Annotated in this window: 12 protein-coding genes; 8 read left to right on the top strand and 4 right to left on the bottom strand. The window is 57.8% G+C overall.

Features of this window, described 5'->3' with window-relative positions:
- The first annotated feature begins 56 nt into the window (after positions 1–56).
- Positions 57–2,897 carry a two-component system sensor histidine kinase RcsC gene (gene rcsC / locus BHE81_RS11265; protein WP_002913009.1) on the top strand — a complete coding sequence of 947 codons (2,841 nt, stop codon included), beginning with the start codon at positions 57–59 and terminating at the stop codon, positions 2,895–2,897.
- Positions 2,898–2,942: 45 nt separating this feature from the next.
- On the opposite strand, the gene rcsB is transcribed toward rcsC, so the two are convergent.
- Positions 2,943–3,593 carry a response regulator transcription factor RcsB gene (rcsB, locus tag BHE81_RS11260; RefSeq protein ID WP_002913007.1) on the bottom strand — a complete coding sequence of 217 codons (651 nt, stop codon included), beginning with the start codon at positions 3,591–3,593 and terminating at the stop codon, positions 2,943–2,945.
- A 15-nt stretch (positions 3,594–3,608) separates the two neighbouring features.
- Complete coding sequence (rcsD, locus tag BHE81_RS11255) at positions 3,609–6,266, bottom strand: phosphotransferase RcsD (protein WP_002913006.1); 2,658 nt, start codon at positions 6,264–6,266, stop codon at positions 3,609–3,611.
- Between the two features lie 771 nt (positions 6,267–7,037).
- Here rcsD and BHE81_RS11250 point away from each other — a divergent pair.
- The 6 genes from BHE81_RS11250 to mgtE all read left to right on the top strand — a co-directional run bounded on the left by BHE81_RS11250 (position 7,038) and on the right by mgtE (position 14,391).
- Positions 7,038–8,141, top strand: coding sequence for a porin OmpC (locus tag BHE81_RS11250; RefSeq protein ID WP_002913005.1), 1,104 nt, complete (start codon positions 7,038–7,040; stop codon positions 8,139–8,141).
- A 103-nt stretch (positions 8,142–8,244) separates the two neighbouring features.
- Positions 8,245–9,297, top strand: a complete 1,053-nt coding sequence (gene apbE, locus BHE81_RS11245; RefSeq protein WP_004180700.1) for an FAD:protein FMN transferase ApbE — start codon at positions 8,245–8,247, stop codon at positions 9,295–9,297.
- A gap of 73 nt (positions 9,298–9,370) precedes the next feature.
- Positions 9,371–10,435, top strand: a complete 1,065-nt coding sequence (gene ada, locus BHE81_RS11240) for a bifunctional DNA-binding transcriptional regulator/O6-methylguanine-DNA methyltransferase Ada (protein WP_002913002.1) — start codon at positions 9,371–9,373, stop codon at positions 10,433–10,435.
- Positions 10,435–11,088 carry a DNA oxidative demethylase AlkB gene (alkB, locus tag BHE81_RS11235; RefSeq protein WP_004140817.1) on the top strand — a complete coding sequence of 218 codons (654 nt, stop codon included), beginning with the start codon at positions 10,435–10,437 and terminating at the stop codon, positions 11,086–11,088. The genes ada and alkB overlap by 1 nt, the downstream gene beginning before the upstream one ends.
- Positions 11,089–11,162: 74 nt before the next feature.
- On the top strand, positions 11,163–12,806 hold the full coding sequence (locus BHE81_RS11230; RefSeq protein ID WP_004184919.1) for a multidrug ABC transporter permease/ATP-binding protein: 1,644 nt from the start codon (positions 11,163–11,165) through the stop codon (positions 12,804–12,806).
- 148 nt (positions 12,807–12,954) lie between these two features.
- Positions 12,955–14,391, top strand: a complete 1,437-nt coding sequence (gene mgtE, locus BHE81_RS11225; protein ID WP_002912996.1) for a magnesium transporter — start codon at positions 12,955–12,957, stop codon at positions 14,389–14,391.
- On the opposite strand, the gene BHE81_RS11220 is transcribed toward mgtE, so the two are convergent.
- Entirely contained in the window at positions 14,354–15,514 is a 1,161-nt protein-coding gene (locus BHE81_RS11220) for a SulP family inorganic anion transporter (protein ID WP_073545739.1), read from the bottom strand. The two genes, mgtE and BHE81_RS11220, sit on opposite strands and share 38 nt — an antisense overlap.
- Positions 15,515–15,872: 358 nt before the next feature.
- Between BHE81_RS11220 and mqo the strand changes: the two genes are divergently transcribed.
- Positions 15,873–17,507 carry a malate dehydrogenase (quinone) gene (gene mqo, locus BHE81_RS11215; protein ID WP_002912994.1) on the top strand — a complete coding sequence of 545 codons (1,635 nt, stop codon included), beginning with the start codon at positions 15,873–15,875 and terminating at the stop codon, positions 17,505–17,507.
- A gap of 66 nt (positions 17,508–17,573) precedes the next feature.
- Here the strand turns inward: mqo and eco are convergent, their stop codons facing one another.
- A complete protein-coding gene (eco, locus tag BHE81_RS11210; protein WP_004175048.1) occupies positions 17,574–18,065 on the bottom strand; it encodes a serine protease inhibitor ecotin in 492 nt (163 codons plus the stop codon).
- Between the last annotated feature and the right edge of the window lie 91 nt (positions 18,066–18,156).

The raw sequence follows: 18,156 nt of genomic DNA, 5'->3' as shown, positions 1-18,156 counted from the left end.
TTTACCGCTACCTTAACCGCATTCTGTTGAGTCCCTGACGGCCGAGCATCGCCACATTGAAATATCTTGCCTCTTTTCATACAACCCTGAAGGTTTCACGTTATCTGTTCAGAGCGCTGGCGGTATTGCTGTGGCTGCTTATTGCGTTTGTCTCTGTGTTTTATATCGTCAACGCGCTGCACGAGCGGGAAGCCGAAATCCATCAGGAGCTTAATCTCAACGCCGATCAGGCCCAGCGCTATATCCAGCGTACCGCGGATGTAATGAAAGAGCTGAAGTATGTCGCCGGTAACCGCTTGTCGGCAGGGGACGCGGTAGCGCAAGGGCAAAACGGCGATATGGCGGTGCCCAACTTTGAACCCCTGTACCCCGATTCCGACTGCAGCGCGATGAGCGCCACCTGGCGTAATTCGCTGCAGTCGCTGGCATGGTTTATGCGCTACTGGCGGGATAATTTTACTGCCGCCTACGACCTTAACCGCATCTTTCTCATCGGCAGCGATAACCTCTGCATGGCCAACTTTGGCCTGCGGGACGTGCCGATTGAGCGCGATCAGGCGCTGAAAGTCCTGCATCAGCGCATAGAGCAATATCGCAACGCGCCGCAAAACGAGCGCGGCAACAACCTGTTCTGGATAAGCCAGGGCGTTCGCCCCGGGGTGGGCTATTTTTACGCCCTGACGCCGGTCTATATGGCCAATCGCCTGCAGGCGATGCTGGGCGTGGAGCAGACCATCCGCATGGAAAGCTTCTTTACGCCGGGCAGCCTGCCGATGAGCGTGACGATCTTTGACGATAACGGGCAGCCGCTGATTTCGCTGGCCGGTGCGGAAGGTAAAATCCAGAGCGAAGCGAAGTGGATGCAGGAGCGGATGTGGTTTGGCTACAGTTCAGGTTTCCGCGAGCTGGTGCTGAAAAAAAGCCTCTCGCCGTCCTCCCTGAGCATCGTCTATTCCGTCTCGGTAGATCAGGTGCTGGAGCGGATCCGTATGCTGATCATCAATGCTATCGTTCTTAATATCCTCAGCGGCGCGATGCTGTTCGCGCTGGCGCGGATGTATGAGCGGCGCATTTTTATCCCCGCGGAGAATGACGCCCAGCGCCTGGAAGAGCACGAGCAGTTCAACCGCAAAATTGTGGCTTCTGCCCCGGTAGGGATCTGTATTCTGCGCACTGCCGACGGGACCAATATTCTCAGTAATGAACTGGCGCACAACTACCTGAACATGCTGACCCACGAGGACCGCCAGCGGCTGACGCAGATCATCTGCGGCCAGCAGGTCAATTTTGTCGACGTGCTGACCAGCAACCATACCAACCTGCAGATTAGCTTTGTTCATTCACGCTATCGCAATGAAAACGTCGCCATTTGCGTGCTGGTGGACGTTTCCGCCCGCGTGAAAATGGAGGAGTCGCTGCAGGAGATGGCCCAGGCGGCGGAGCAGGCCAGCCAGTCGAAATCGATGTTCCTGGCGACCGTTAGCCATGAGCTGCGTACCCCGCTGTATGGCATCATCGGTAACCTCGATCTGCTGCAGACCAAAGCGTTGCCGAAAGGCGTCGATCGCCTTGTGACGGCGATGAACAACTCCTCCAGCCTGCTGCTGAAAATCATCAGCGATATTCTTGATTTCTCGAAAATCGAGTCCGAGCAGTTGAAGATCGAGCCGCGGGAGTTCTCTCCGCGCGAAGTCATGAACCATATCTCCGCTAACTATCTGCCGTTGGTGGTGCGCAAGCAGCTGGGCCTGTACTGCTTTATCGAGCCGGACGTTCCGGAACAAATGTCCGGCGACCCGATGCGCCTGCAGCAGGTGATCTCAAATCTGCTCAGCAATGCGATAAAGTTCACCGATACTGGCTGTATTGTCCTGCACGTCCAGTGCGCGGGGGATTATCTGCAGATTAGCGTTCGCGACACCGGAGAAGGGATCCCGGCGAAAGAGGTATTGCGCCTCTTCGATCCTTTCTTCCAGGTGGGGACCGGCGTGCAGCGCAATTTTCAGGGCACCGGCCTTGGCCTGGCGATCTGTGAAAAACTGATCAGCATGATGGATGGCGATATTGCTGTCGAAACCGAGCCGGGGATGGGTAGCCGCTTTACCATCCGTATTCCTCTGTATGGCGTGCAGAATACCTCACCGGTGAGCAGAGACGGTTTCGCTGGCAAGACCTGCTGGCTGGCGATTCATAACACTTCGCTGGCGATGTTCGTCACCTCGCTGCTCAGCTACCACGGCCTGACGGTCCGCCGCCATGCCGGCGAAACGCCGGACGCCGAGGATGTCTTACTCACTGACGATGAGGCGCTGAGCGGATGGCAGGGAAGGGCCATGGTCATCTTCTGTCGCCGTCATATCGGTATTCCGCAGGAGCGGTCCGCCGGCGAATGGCTGCACAGCGTGACGACTCCCCACGAACTGCTGCCGCTGCTGGGGCGTATTTTCCATGTTGCGCTCGCCAGTGCGGAAAATAGCCCGGCGCTGATGGCCCCGGAGGCGCAGGCCGGCAATAACGACGACATGATGATCCTCGTGGTCGACGATCACCCGATCAACCGCCGCCTGCTGGCGGATCAGCTGGGTTCGCTCGGCTACCAGTGCGTGACCGCGAACGACGGGATCGACGCGCTCAACGTCCTCAGCAAGCAGCACATCGATATCGTGCTCAGCGACGTCAACATGCCTAATATGGATGGTTATCGCCTGACGCAGCGCATTCGTCAGCTTGGCCTGACGCTGCCGGTGATTGGCGTAACGGCCAATGCCCTGGCGGAAGAGAAGCAGCGCTGTCTGGAATCGGGGATGGACAGTTGTCTGTCCAAGCCGGTCACCCTCGACGTACTGAAGCAAACGCTGACGGTATATGCGGCGCGGGTGCGTAAAGGGCGGGAATAATGGGGAGCTCCGTCTCGCCGGGGCGAGACGGAGAGGGCGAAGAGATTACTCTTTGTCCGTCGCGCTCAGCGAGACGGAAGAGAGGTAGTTCAGCAAGGCGATGTCGTTTTCGACGCCCAGCTTCATCATCGCCGATTTCTTCTGGCTGCTGATGGTTTTAATGCTGCGATTAAGCTTTTTGGCGATCTCGGTTACCAGGAAACCTTCGGCGAACAGGCGCAGCACTTCGCTCTCTTTCGGCGACAGGCGTTTATCGCCATAGCCGCTGGCGCTGATTTTTTCCAGCAGGCGAGAGACGCTTTCCGGGGTGAATTTCTTCCCTTTCTGCAGCGCGGCCAGCGCTTTTGGCAGGTCGGTCGGCGCCCCCTGCTTGAGGACGATCCCTTCGATATCCAGATCCAGCACCGCGCTGAGGATCGCCGGATTGTTGTTCATGGTCAGAACAATGATCGACAGATCCGGGAAGTGGCGCTTGATGTATTTAATCAGCGTGATCCCGTCGCCGTATTTGTCACCGGGCATGGACAGATCGGTGATCAGCACATGGGCGTCCAGCTTCGGAAGATTGTTGATAAGGGCCGTGGAGTCTTCAAACTCGCCAACGACGTTCACCCACTCAATTTGCTCAAGTGACTTACGAATACCGAACAGTACGATCGGATGGTCATCGGCAATAATTACGTTCATAGTGTTCATGTATAAGGCTACCTTCTACAGCAAGCTCTTGACGTAAGCGTCAATGTCGCTGATATATTTTTCTATGCCTTGCGCATCCTTTTCGCGAATCAGATGCTCAAGCGTTTCACATAACTGCTTGCCGGGTATCAGATTAAGCATAGCAAATGCCCCTTTGAGGCGGTGGGCGGTTTGCGCCAGAGCAGCAAAATCGCCCGCTTCGATTTCAGTATACAATCTCTGAACATCATCCGGTACCGTATCGGCAAACAGTGCGTAATAGCCGCTGGCATGGAGTTCGGCGTTACTCTCGTTTCCTGAGGTGACGGGCTGAACCGCCTCCTCCGCCAGCTGCTGCTCAATAAGCTGCAGGATAGCCTCCTGCATCGCCGTGCTAATATTAAAGTTGACCCGCAGTTGGCCCGGGCCGATCTTGCGTATCCCGACCTCATCATCGCTTAAAAGCAAGCCTGAAGCAGTAAGATTAGACGGATTATCCGTTAAATAAAGATCAAAGGCTTGACTGGTCGCCCGATCGTCCGGTGTGATGCAGGACGCTCCCCAGCTCTCCAGCTGGCGAGTGACAATCCGCCGCACTTCGCTGGAAGTCACATCCAGCAGGACGATAACGTCATCCAGCAAATGCTCTCCCGCCTCTGGCGCCTCTTCGCTGGCCGGCATTTTCAGATGCAGGGTATAGCGCGTCCCCAGCGACTCCCGGGCTTTAATGGTCAATTGCCCGCCCAGCTTGCGCGTCATGCGGTCGCATAGCCAGAAGGTAAGGGCGTTTGCTTTGCCGTACAGGTCGCTCTGGGTCTCGTTGAGATACGGGAAGTGCATATTGTCGATCTCGTTTGCCGAGACGCCGTTGCCGGTATCCAGAATGCGGAAGGTCAGGCGATCGCTGGCCGACTCATCCTGACAGACGTCGAGGGTGATCTTGCCGATAGGCGTGGTGGTCACTGAATATTGGATTAACAGCACCAGCGTGCGCCGCAGAGCTTCACGGTCGCCATAGCGCTGCTCGCCGGCCGGGAGCGCATTGTTGATGAGCAGCTGCAGACCCTTGCGTTTCATCGCCGGCAGCACTTCCGGCACGACGTCGTCAATAAGCTCCTGCACCGAGAACAACGTCTGGTTGGTTTTCCAGGCATCGCTTTCCAGCAGATTGGCGAGCTGAATGTCATCGATGAGTTTGACCAGCTCATCGGCATGCTGGGCCAGCGTCCGATTCTCTGTACTACTGAGCGCCGCCGCCTCTGCCGCCAGCGTCAGCGCGGGCTGCTTCAGGGCGCTGCCGATGTGCTGCATAAAGGCGGCCCGTCCCTGCTGGTTTTTCTCATACAAGCGCTGGGCCTGCTTGAGCTTTTTATTGACCAGCACTTCGCGGTCCTGATCACGGATGATCAGGATCTGGGTGCGCGGCGCTACCTGGCTGCGATACTGGCGGATTTCATACTGCTCATTATTGACGGTGGCCTGAATTACCCCCTGATGCTGGTCCGCCATATTGGTGATGTTCTGCAGATTCAGGTGCGGAAGCAGATGGTCGGCAATTGGATTGCTGATAACCGTTCGGTTGGCTTCCTGATCGTGAACGAGCAGCCCCAGCGGCAGCAGAGAAACAATCTCTTCGTTAATGGCGCGCAGCAGACGCAGTTCGCTGTTGGCGGCGGAGGGGAGCCCGGCGCCAGACGAATGGCTGCGTCCTTTATAGTGGCGAAAGGTGGTAAAACCAAACAGCGCTAGCGCCAGCAGACCAATGTTGAGCAGCAGCGGCAGAAGAATGTTCTGCATGGACTCCAGCAGCATGGTGCTCATTGGTACCGTCCACAGCAACTGCATACCGGTGGTGCTGATGTCGGTGGCGATGTCAATCTGCATGCCGTTAAAGGTGATCCCGATATGATCGGCGCTCTCTTTATCCGGCGTGGTGGCGAGATTTTGCGACGGGTCAGGCTCGATACGGAAGCTGTCGATGGTCATGCCGGGCGGGATCAGATCGTTAATCGGCAGGTCGAAGGCGACCACCGTGGCAAGGTGTCCGGGCTGGTTGAAGGTGGTGCGTAACGTAAAATAGTGCGCGTTCTGCCAGGCGAGATGGCGCAGCGGCGAGAACGTCTCGCGCTCATCAAGGGTATTAGCCTGCAGCAGCATTTCCGCGCGCCGTGACTCCACGACGCTGCTGATCGTTGACTCTTTGAAGCTCGAAGAGAGGTCCTTCAACGGCAGGGTGGAGACCAGGATCAGACTATTGTCCAGGCCGTTGAGATAGTACATCGACCACGGAATGGTCTCCGCGCCCCACAAAATATCGAGATAATCGGACATTTTCTGCGTCATTTCGAGGGTGGAGCTGTCATGGGAGCCAAAGATCAGGGCTTCGGTTTTACGCCGGGGTTTCTCCAGGTAGTAAACGTCCTGTTTTAAACGCGTCTCCTGCAGACCGCCGCTTGCGGTGTTGACTGAGGTGGCGGCGATATTGTCGTAGATCTGCCAGGTGGCATAGCGCCAGGCGTCAATGCGCTGGTGCAGAGCGTGGGAGACATCAACCACCTGATAGCTTTTCTCCTTCAGCCAGGCATTGACGGCGCTTTGAATCATCACCCCCATTGTCGCCAGCAGGACAATAACCATCAAAATGAAGAAGCGGCTGATGTTGCCGGGGATCAGGGAGAATTTTTTCGGGGTCATCTTGTGGCTGAACGACTCATCATTGTTTGTAAACAGGATGTAGCGCCAGAGTAACTGGCAACAAAGCAGATGCTGCTGGCAGTATAAAGGCTAATGGCGTAAATCCATACTACAGATTGGCGCCAGCGGTGCGATGCCGCCCAGGAATTATCTTAGAAACGAAGCGTAAATGAAACCGCGCCGGGAAGGTTAACCGGCGACGATATTGACGGAAACAAAAGGGAAGAATCGCACGAAATAACAAGACATTGGCAGAATATGCCCCACTGATGGCCTAATTGATTGATTAATAGTCGTTAGGGAATCATTAGCCGTAGCACAGATAAATTAAAGTTGTGTAAAGAAGGGTAAAAAAAACCGGATGCGAGGCATCCGGTTGAAATAGGGGTAAACAGACATTCAGAACTGAATGACGGTAATAAATAAAGTTAATGATGATAGCGACTCTTATTTTAGCCACCAATGATCATTTTGTTTTACCATTCAGTGCTATAGATATGTTGTTGTCTATCGCTTTGATTATAAAAGGTTAAATATTTTTTTTGATGATTAGTGCGTATTTCCCTGACCATTTTGCGGTGAAAAAAGTTCCGCTGAATTTACAAATTGAAACATCTTGTGGGAACTTTGAAACATCTTAGAAGTTTTAGTATCATATTCTTGTTGGATTATTCTGCATTTTGCAGCACAATGAAATAGCCGACTGATTAGAAGGGTAATCAGTAAGCAGTGGCATAATAAAAGGCATATAACAAACAGAGGGTTAATAACATGAAAGTTAAAGTACTGTCCCTCCTGGTACCGGCTCTGCTGGTAGCAGGCGCAGCAAATGCGGCTGAAATTTATAACAAAGACGGCAACAAATTAGACCTGTACGGTAAAATTGACGGTCTGCACTACTTCTCTGACGACAAGAGCGTCGACGGCGACCAGACCTATATGCGTGTAGGCGTGAAAGGCGAAACCCAGATCAACGACCAGCTGACCGGTTACGGCCAGTGGGAATACAACGTTCAGGCGAACAACACTGAAAGCTCCAGCGATCAGGCATGGACTCGTCTGGCATTCGCAGGCCTGAAATTTGGCGACGCGGGCTCTTTCGACTACGGTCGTAACTACGGCGTAGTATACGACGTAACGTCCTGGACCGACGTTCTGCCGGAATTCGGCGGCGACACCTACGGTTCTGACAACTTCCTGCAGTCCCGTGCTAACGGCGTTGCAACCTACCGTAACTCTGATTTCTTCGGTCTGGTTGACGGCCTGAACTTTGCTCTGCAGTATCAGGGTAAAAACGGCAGCGTCAGCGGCGAAGGCGCTCTGTCTCCTACCAACAACGGTCGTACCGCCTTGAAACAGAATGGCGACGGTTACGGTACCTCTCTGACCTATGACATCTATGATGGCATCAGCGCTGGTTTCGCATACTCTAACTCCAAACGTCTTGGCGACCAGAACAGCAAGCTGGCACTGGGTCGTGGCGACAACGCTGAAACCTACACCGGCGGTCTGAAATACGACGCGAACAATATCTACCTGGCCACTCAGTACACCCAGACCTACAACGCGACCCGCGCTGGTTCTCTGGGCTTTGCTAACAAAGCGCAGAACTTCGAAGTGGTTGCTCAGTACCAGTTCGACTTCGGTCTGCGTCCGTCCGTGGCTTACCTGCAGTCTAAAGGTAAGGATCTGGAAGGCTACGGCGACCAGGACATCCTGAAATATGTTGACGTTGGCGCGACCTACTACTTCAACAAAAACATGTCCACCTATGTTGACTACAAAATCAACCTGCTGGACGACAACAGCTTCACCCACAACGCCGGTATCTCTACCGACGACGTGGTTGCACTGGGCCTGGTTTACCAGTTCTAAGTTGCAAGCTGCATAACAAAAAGGCGCCTCTGGCGCCTTTTTTTATGTCCGGTTTAACCTCGCTGGTATACTCTTGTCGCCCTGGTAAGAGGAGCCTCGATTAATGGATATGACTTTCTTTCGCGCCGCGCTGCTGGGCGCCTGCGTTCTGCTCTCTGGCTGCGATTCAGCTACCACTCCTGCGACCCCCACCGCGACGGCCACCGTGCTGGATGGCAAAACGATGGGCACCTTCTGGCGGGTCAGCGTCATTGGCGTGGATGAGGCAAAGGCCCAGGCGTTGCGCGCCAAGGTTCAGGCCCAGCTGGACGCCGACGATCGCCTGCTGTCGACCTGGAAAAACGACTCAGCGCTGATGCGCTTCAATCATGCCGCCACTACCGAACCCTGGCCGGTGAGCGAAGCGATGGCGGATATCGTCACCCTGTCGCTGCGGATTGGCGCCAAAACGCACGGCGCGATGGATATTACCGTGGGGCCGCTGGTCAACCTGTGGGGCTTTGGCCCGGATAAACAGCCGGTCACCACCCCGGATGCCGAGGCGATAGCCGCGGCGAAGGCGCGCACCGGCCTGCAGCATCTGCAGGTTATTAATCAGAGCGGCAGGCAGTTCCTGCAAAAAGATATTCCCGATCTGTTTGTCGACCTCTCCACCGTGGGGGAAGGCTATGCCGCCGACCACCTCGCGCGGTTGATGGAGCAGGAGGGGATCTCCCGCTATCTGGTGTCAGTGGGCGGGGCGCTGGTCAGCCGCGGGATGAATGGCGAAGGCAAGCCCTGGCGGGTAGCGATCCAGAAACCGACCGACCGCGAAAACGCCGTTCAGGCGATTGTCGACATCAATGGTCACGGCATCAGCACCTCCGGCAGCTATCGCAACTACTATGAACTCGATGGCAAACGCATCTCGCACGTTATCGATCCGCAGACCGGGCAGCCGATAACCCATAAGCTGGTCTCCGTGACCGTCATTGCGCCAACGGCGCTGGAGGCGGACGGCTGGGATACCGGACTGATGGTGCTGGGGCCGGAAAAAGCGCAGCAGGTGGTGCGCGAGGAGGGGCTGGCGGTCTACATGATCGTTAAAGAAGGAGAGGGTTTTAAAACCTGGATGTCGCCGCAGTTCCGCACTTTCCTTGTCGGCGAGAAAAATTAAAAAGCAAGATTGCGGGTTTTTTACTGCGGGCTTTACCACAGACTGAGGGTACACTTACAGCTGGAGACCCGTCATGAAACCGATAGTTGCCGATACCGATGATCGCCGCTGGCAGGCGGTCTGCGAACGTGATACCCGGGCCGATGGTCAGTTCGTCTTTGCGGTACTGACCACCGGCATCTGCTGTCGTCCCTCCTGCCGCTCGCGGCGCGCGCGGCGAGAAAACGTACGCTTTTTTGCCGACGTCGCCGCCGCCGTGGCGGCGGGATTCCGCCCCTGCAAACGCTGCCAACCGGATAAAGACTACCCGCAGCAGCAAAGGGTCGACAAAGTGGCGCAGGCCTGTCGGCTGCTGGAGCAGGACGCGCCCCTGACCCTCGAGGCGCTGGCAGGCCAGCTGGCGATGAGCCCGTTTCATTTCCACCGTTTATTTAAATCCGTCACCGGCATGACCCCTAAAGCCTGGCAACAAGCGTGGCGGGCGCAGCGCCTGCGGGAAGCGCTGGAGCAGGGGATACCGGTGACCCGCGCCGCGCTGGCGGCTGGTTTTCCCGACAGCAGCAGCTATTATCGCCAGGCCGACGCAGCGTTAGGGATGACCGCCAGCCAGTTTCGCCGCGGCGGCGCCGCCACCGTGGTAACCTGGACCACGGGCGACTGCGCGCTGGGTCGTTGCCTGGTGGCGCAGAGCGAGCGCGGCGTCTGCGCGGTGCTGCCGGGTGATAACGATGCGGCATTGCTCGACGACCTGCGCCGGCGCTTTCCCAATGCCGAGCTGCGTGAAGGCGACCCCGATTTTTGTCAGCAGATGGCCGAGATTTTCGCCCACCTCGACGACAGCCGGCGGCCGGTATCGCTGCCGCTGGATCTGCAGGGCACCGCGTTTCAGCTGCAGGTCTGGCAGGCGCTGCGGCAGATCCCGGTGGGCGAGACCCGCAGCTACCGCCAGGTGGCAGAGCATATTGGCCAGCCGCGGGCGGTAAGAGCCGTGGCCGGCGCCTGCGCGGCGAATTCGCTGGCGGTGATTGTTCCCTGCCACCGGGTGGTGCGTGAAGATGGCGCCCTGTCCGGTTATCGTTGGGGAACGGCGCGAAAAGCGCAGCTGCTGGCGCGCGAGGCCCAACATGAGGAGGAGTAATGCTCGATCTGTTTAGCGATACCCCACCGTGGCAGGAGCCGCTGGCCCCCGGCGCGGTGGTGCTGCGGCGATTTGCCCGCGAACGCGCCCCGGCGCTGCTGCAGGCGATAGCCGACGTCGCCAGTCAGTCGCCGTTTCGCCAGATGGTCACGCCGGGCGGGTACACCATGTCGGTCGCCATGACCAACTGCGGCGCGCTGGGCTGGACTACCGATCGCCACGGCTATTTGTACGCCCCGGTCGACCCGGTAACCGATCAAACCTGGCCGCCGATGCCTGCCGTATTTCATGAACTGGCGCTGGCGGCGGCCGCCGCCGGCGGCTACCCGGAGTTTTCCCCCGACGCCTGTTTGATTAACCGCTATTGTCCTGGCGCAAAACTGTCGTTGCATCAGGATAAAGATGAACAGGATCTGCGGGCGCCGATTGTCTCGGTCTCGCTGGGCTTGCCGGCTATCTTTCAGTTTGGCGGCTTGCAACGCAGCGACCCGCTGCAGCGGCTGCTGCTGGAGCATGGCGATGTGGTGGTCTGGGGCGGCGAGTCGCGTCTGTTTTATCATGGCATTCAGCCGCTGAAAGCGGGGCATCATCCGGAAACGGGCGACTGTCGTTACAATCTCACCTTCCGACAGGCGGGCGGTCGCCAGTATTAAAATAAGAATTATTCTTGATGTCATCGGCGAGCCGTTTAAACTGCTGGCTGTTTTGCTTTTGCGGATAGCCTGTTATGGAACTTCTCTCTCTCGTCTGGCGCCAGTACCGCTGGCCGTTTCTGGGCGTTATTGCTCTCAGCCTGCTCAGCGCCGCGCTGGGTATCGGCTTAATCGCTTTCATTAACCTGCGTCTGATTACCGCTGTCGATACCTCGCTGCGGGTCCTGCCGGAGTTTCTTGGTCTGCTGGGGCTGCTGATGGCGGTGACCCTGGGTTCGCAGCTGGCGCTAACCACCCTCGGCCACCATTTTGTCTATCGTCTGCGCGGTGAGTTTGTTAAACGCATCCTCGATACCCAGATTGAACAAGTAGAGAAGATCGGCAGCGCGTCGCTGCTTGCCGGGCTGACCAGCGATATCCGCAATATCACCATCGCCTTTGTGCGCCTGCCGGAGCTGGTGCAGGGGATCATTCTCACCTTCGGCTCCGCGGCCTACCTCGCCTGGCTGTCAGGAAAAATGATGCTGGTGACGGCGCTGTGGATGGCGCTCACCATCTGGGGCGGCTTTGTGCTGGTCTCGCGGGTGTACAAACATATGGCCAGCCTGCGCGAAACGGAAGATAAACTGTATCACGACTATCAGACGGTGCTGGAGGGGCGTAAAGAGCTGACCCTCAACCGCGAGCGCGCGGAGTATGTGTTTAACCAGCTCTACCTCCCGGACGCCCGGGAGTACCGGCACCATATCGTTCGCGCCGATACCTTCCACCTCAGCGCGGTCAACTGGTCGAATATTATGATGCTTGGCGCCATCGGGCTGGTGTTCTGGATGGCCAACAGCCTCGGCTGGGCCGATACCGCCGTGGCGGCGACCTATTCCCTGACGCTGCTGTTTCTGCGCACGCCGCTGCTCTCCGCCGTCGGCGCGCTGCCCACGCTGCTCAGCGCCCAGGTGGCGTTTAACAAGCTGCGTCAGTTCTCCCTCGCCCCGTACCGGGCCGACTTTCCCCGGCCGCAGGCGCATCCTGACTGGCAGACGCTGGAGCTGCGCGATGTCACCTTCCATTATCCGGACCAGCGCTTTGCGGTAGGGCCGCTTAATCTGACGCTGAAGCGCGGCGAGCTGGTGTTTCTGATAGGCGGCAACGGCAGCGGCAAGTCAACGCTGGCGATGCTCCTGACCGGCCTGTACCAGCCAATATCCGGTCAGATCCTCGTCGACGGCCAGCCGCTGGCGGCGGAGAGGCCAGAGGAGTACCGCAAACTGTTTTCCGCAGTGTTTACCGACGTCTGGCTGTTTGACCGCCTGCTCGGGCCGCAGGGCGAGGAGGCCGATCCGGCGCTGGTGGCGACATGGCTGGAGCGTCTGCAAATGGCCCACAAGCTGCAGCTGGAGAACGGAAAAATCGCCGACCTGCGGCTGTCGAAAGGGCAGAAGAAGCGCGTGGCGCTCCTGCTGGCGCTGGCCGAGTCCCGGGACATCATTCTGCTGGATGAATGGGCGGCGGATCAGGATCCGCATTTCCGCCGCGAGTTCTACCAGGTCCTGCTGCCGCTGATGCAACAGATGGGCAAAACCGTGTTCGCCATCAGCCATGACGATCACTACTTCCAGCACGCCGATCGTCTGCTGGAGATGCGCGCCGGCCAGCTCGCCGAACTTACCGGCGAAGAGCGGGAACAGGCTTCCCGCGATGCGGTGGCCCGTACGGCCTGATTCACAACGCGCGCCCGGAAAAGCCCGGGCGCCGCTGAAATTTTCAGCGTCTACATCGCTGACGGTTATTATTTCCCCCTCCTCGCGCTATGCTTAAGGCTTCCGGCCCGCAGGCCGGCTCACCATTCTCAAAAGGATTGCCCGATCGATGTCCGTTTTGCATAAAAAAAGCGCCCGCTTGCGTGACGAAGAGCGCGCCCGTCTGATTTGGCTCTTGAGCACCGATAAAGCGGTGACTTCCGCGCTGCTGGGCAAACTGACGCTGGCTGAGCGCTATGATGAAGGGACGCTGGCCGATGACCTGGCCGAAGTGGAAATGCTGGTCTCGCATCTGCCGCCGCCGGATCTCGCCGATGCGCTGGAAGCGCTTCCCTATGACGCCCGCACCGCGCTATGGTGCCTGGTGCCCGACGATAAACGCGGCGAAGTGCTGCTGGAGGCCTCAGAGAACGTCTGGGGCGACCTGATCGACAAGATGAGCGACCCCGAGCTGCTGCAGGCCATGCAGCCGCTGGATATCGATGAACAGGTTTACCTGCTGCAGCATCTTCCGCGCAACCTGACCGGACGGCTGCTGGCGACCCTGCCGGCCGAGAAGCGCGCCCGTATTCGCCAGATTATGCGCTACGCCGACAACAGCGTCGGGTCGATCATGGAGTTTGAGGTCATTACGGTGCGACCGGAGGCCACCCTGGCGGCGGTGCAGCGCTATCTGCGGCGTCTCGGAAAAATGCCGGAAAACACCGATAAGCTGTTCGTTACCACCCGTAACAAGCTGCTGCTCGGCGAGCTGGAGCTGCAGACCATTCTGCTCAATGATGCGCAGAAGCGGGTGGGGGAGGTGATGGAGGGCGACCCGGTCACCTTTCAGCCGCACGAAGAGGCGGAGAAGGTGGCGCGCACCTTCGAACGTGATGACTTGCTCAGCGCCGCCGTCATTGATGCCGACGGCAAGCTGATCGGGCGCCTGACCATCGATGAGATCGTCGATGTGGTTTATGAAGAAACCGATAACGATCTGCGGCGGATGGGCGGCCTGAGCGATGAAGAGGATGTCTTCGCCCCGGTCAGCAAAGCGGTGAAAACCCGCTGGGCATGGCTGGCGGTCAATCTGTGTACGGCGTTTATTGCTTCCCGGGTCATCGACGGCTTCGAACACACCATTTCACAGCTGGTGGCGCTGGCCTCGCTGATGCCGATCGTCGCCGGCATCGGCGGCAACACCGGCAACCAGACGATCACCATGATCGTCCGGGCGATGGCGCTGCAGCAGATCCAGCCCGGCAGCTTTACCTTTCTGATCCTGCGTGAAATGGGCGTTGCGCTGATTAATGGCCTGGTGTGGGGCGGGATTATGGGGGCCATCACCTGGTGGCTGTATGACGATCCGCAGCTCGGCGGGGTGATGACGCTGGCCATGATGCTCAACCTGCTGATGGCGGCGATGATGGGCGTGATAATCCCGATGGTCATGGTGAAGCTGGGGCGTGACCCGGCGGTCGGCTCCAGCGTAATGATCACCGCCATCACCGACACCGGCGGCTTCTTTATTTTTCTGGGTCTGGCGACGCTGTTTCTAATGTAGCCTGCGCTTTTGCCCGCAGGCGGCGGGGGATGATCGCCATCGCGACAATCCCCGCCAGCACACCGATCGCCAGATTGCTGGTTCCCACCGTCGCGGCGACGGTCACCAGCATCACCAGCGTTTCCGGCCACGGATTACGCGCCAGCTCGCCCGGGCGAATGCTGTGCCAGCTAAAGGTCTTCACCGCCACGATCACCATCACCCCGGCCAGAACCGCCATCGGGATCTTCGCCATCACCTGGCTGAGCGCTGTCACCAGCAGGAGCAGCACCAGGCCGGCGATTACCGTTGAGAGGCGGCTGCGGGCCCGGCCCATTTCCACGTTCACGATAGTCTGGCCGATCATCGCGCAGCCGGCGATGCCGCCATAGCAGCCGGCAAGGATATTGGCGATACCCAGCCCGGCGCTTTCCCGCGATTTGTTCGACGGGGTATGAGTGAGATCATCCACCAGCTTAGCCGTCAGCAAGGACTCCATCAGGCCGACAAAGGCGATGCTGAGGGCGCACGGCCAGATTATCTGCAGGGTGGTCAGGTTCAGGGGAACGGTCAGGGCGGTGAACCCCGGCAGGCCGCCGCTCATTGACCCTTCATCGCCGACGGTCGGCAGCTGCTGGCCGGTGGTCGCGGTATAGAGGGTGAGCGCGACGATGGCGATCAGCGGCGCCGGGATAGTCTTAATAACGCGCGGCGCCCACAGGACGATAAGCAGCGTCAGGACGAACAGGCCAACGATTAGCGGTTGTCGACTCCAGAAATGCGGCACCTGAGCAAAGAAAATCAGGATCCCAAGGGCGTTGACGAAGCCGGTCATCACCGCCGGGGGAATAAAGCGCATCAGGCGCGCCATGCCGCACAGACCAAACAAAATTTGAATAATACCCGCCAGAATGACAGCCGGTAAAATGTACCCCACGCCGTGCTGATGCACCATCGGGCCAATCACCAGCGCCACCGAGCCCGCGGCGGCGGTGACCATCGCCGGGCGTCCGCCGAAGATTGACATCGCCAGGCAGAGCACCACCGAAGCAATCAGGCTTACCTGCGGGTCAACGCCGGCAATGACTGAAAACGAAATCACTTCAGGGATGAGCGCCAGGGCGGTGAGCACGCCGGCCAGCACTTCGCGCGTTAGTAAAGACGGGGAGCGGAGGATGGGACGCAGGTTGCCGGAAGCGGCGGGGTCAGAAACTGGGGGCATAAAAAAAGTTCGCAGCTTATAAAAAAAAGGGAGCGGTGTCAGGCCCTGCTTCCGTGCGGTCTGTCACAAAACCAGGGATGATAGCGCGGAATCTGTCAGCGCACCAGTACAAAAAGTGATTTGGTGTATACATTTATTAAACATTTTTATAACGGATCTCAAAACAGAACTTAAAATTTAAACAATATTTAAATTTTTGAGCTTCGGTGGTAACGTGAGGGGTGAGAATCGTATCACCTGCGCTAAATAAAAACAGCGAGTAAAGTAAGGCTCAAATCCGATGAATAAAAAGATGGCCGTACCACGCTCACAGGCGGTTGGTCCCAACAGCACTCGGACCAACACCCGCCATGAGCAAGAGACGGATGTATTGTTGATTGGCGGCGGCATTATGAGCGCCACACTGGGAACCTGGCTGCAGGAGCTTGAGCCAGACTGGTCTATTACCATGGTTGAGCAGATGTCCAGCGTGGCGGAAGAGAGCTCAAACGGGTGGAATAATGCGGGTACCGGCCACGCGGCGCTGATGGAGCTGAACTACACGCCGCAGACCGCCAACGGCATCAATATCGACAAAGCGGTCGACATCAACGAAGCCTTCCATATCTCGCGTCAGTTCTGGGCGCATCAGGTGACGCGCGGCGTCCTGAACAAACCAAAATCTTTCATTAACAGCGTGCCGCACATGAGCTTTGTGTGGGGCGAAGATAACGTCAACTTCCTGCGTGCGCGCTACGCGGCGCTGCAGCAAAGTGAACTGTTCCGCGGTATTCGCTATTCTGAAGACCATCAGCAGATCAAAGCCTGGGCGCCGCTGGTGATGGAAGGCCGCGACCCGCTGCAAAAGGTCGCCGCCACTCGCTCAGAAGTGGGAACCGACGTCAACTATGGTGAAATTACCCGCCAGCTGATCGCCGGTCTGCAAAAGCATGATAATTTCTCCCTACAGCTGGGCACCGTGGTGCGTCGCTTCAAGCGCAACGCCGACAAGAGCTGGACGGTCACCCTGGCGGATGCCGACAATCGTCGTCAGAAGCGGGTCATTAAAGCCAAATTTATCTTTATCGGCGCCGGCGGCGCAGCGCTGACCCTGCTGCAGGAGACCGGCATTCCGCAGGCCAAAGAGTATGCGGGCTTCCCGGTCGGCGGCCAGTTCCTGGTCTGCGAAAATCCGGAGGTGGTGAACCACCATCTGGCGAAGGTCTACGGTCAGGCCGAAGTGGGCGCGCCGCCGATGTCGGTGCCGCACATCGATACCCGTATTATCGACGGTAAACGCGTGGTGCTGTTCGGACCATTCGCCACCTTCTCGACCCGTTTCCTGAAGAACGGTTCGCTGTGGGATCTGCTGGCCTCGACGAATACCTCAAATATTTTGCCAATGCTCAACGTCGGCCTGGACAACTTCGATCTGGTAAAATATCTGATTAGCCAGGTGATGCAGAAAGATAAAGATCGTCTGGCCGCGCTGTGCGAATATTATCCGGAAGCGCGGAAAGAGGACTGGCGGTTGTGGCAGGCCGGTCAGCGCGTGCAGATCATTAAGCGCGACGCGAAGAAGGGCGGGGTACTGCGCCTGGGCACCGAAGTGGTCAGCGATGATGAAGGCACCGTCGCGGCGCTTCTCGGCGCGTCGCCAGGGGCCTCCACCGCGGCGCCTATCATGCTGCAGCTAATGGAAAAAGTGTTTAAAGATAAAGTCAATTCGCCGGAATGGCAGGCCAAGCTGAAGGCGATCATCCCAACCTACGGTATTCGTCTTGACGGCAACCCGGCGGAGATCGAGAAAGCGCTGGCGTGGACCAGTGAAGTGCTGGAGCTGAAATATGAGCCAGCCGGGGCGGTGGATGAGGTACCGCAGGCGGAGCTGAAGCCGCTGAGCGGCGGCAAGCCGATGGCGGATATCGCGCTCTGATAAACGCTCTGACAAAAACGGCAGCCTGCGGGCTGCCGTTTTTTATTGCCGTTTGCGCTGTTCGCCTTAGCGGACGACGGCGTTGCCGATAGTCTCGTCGGCGCGCCAGATGCGATATTTCACATCGACATTGCTCGGCGTGTATACCACGATCGGCAGTTTGCTGTTGTAGCGCAGCATGGCGTCATCCCCGAGGCCGGCAGTGACAAATTTCTTCTCTTTTTTGCCGTCCGGGCAGGCCATCATGGTGGATACCGGGCCGCTCAGCTTCTCAAAGACATAGTAATCATAGCCCCAGCCTTCCAGGGTTTTACTTTCCAGTTCCCCGCCGAGACGATGATGGTTGCAGTCGACTTCCAGCGTCTGGCCGATCATCAGCTCAACCTTGAGCGCCGACTCATCCTGCTGCTGCGGCAGCTGAATAACCTGACGCTTCATGCCTTTTTCCGCTTTCGGGAACGGCGCGACTTTTTCCAGCGGCTGGTCTGCGGCCAATGCGCCAGCGGACATGCAGGCGGCGGTCAGCAGAGAAACGGCTAGCGTAGTGATTTTTTTCACGGTTGATCATCCTTTATTTTCGTTCCTGACAGAGATAGCCTATCATCACTCAGCTGAATGTTAAGATTTATTTACCAATTTTTGCAAAATG

The organism is Klebsiella sp. AqSCr (assembly GCF_008452795.1).
Taxonomy (GTDB): Bacteria; Pseudomonadota; Gammaproteobacteria; order Enterobacterales; family Enterobacteriaceae; genus Klebsiella; species Klebsiella pneumoniae.
Note: the sequence above shows the minus strand (reverse complement) of the source record. Positions and strands in the feature narration are given on the sequence as shown.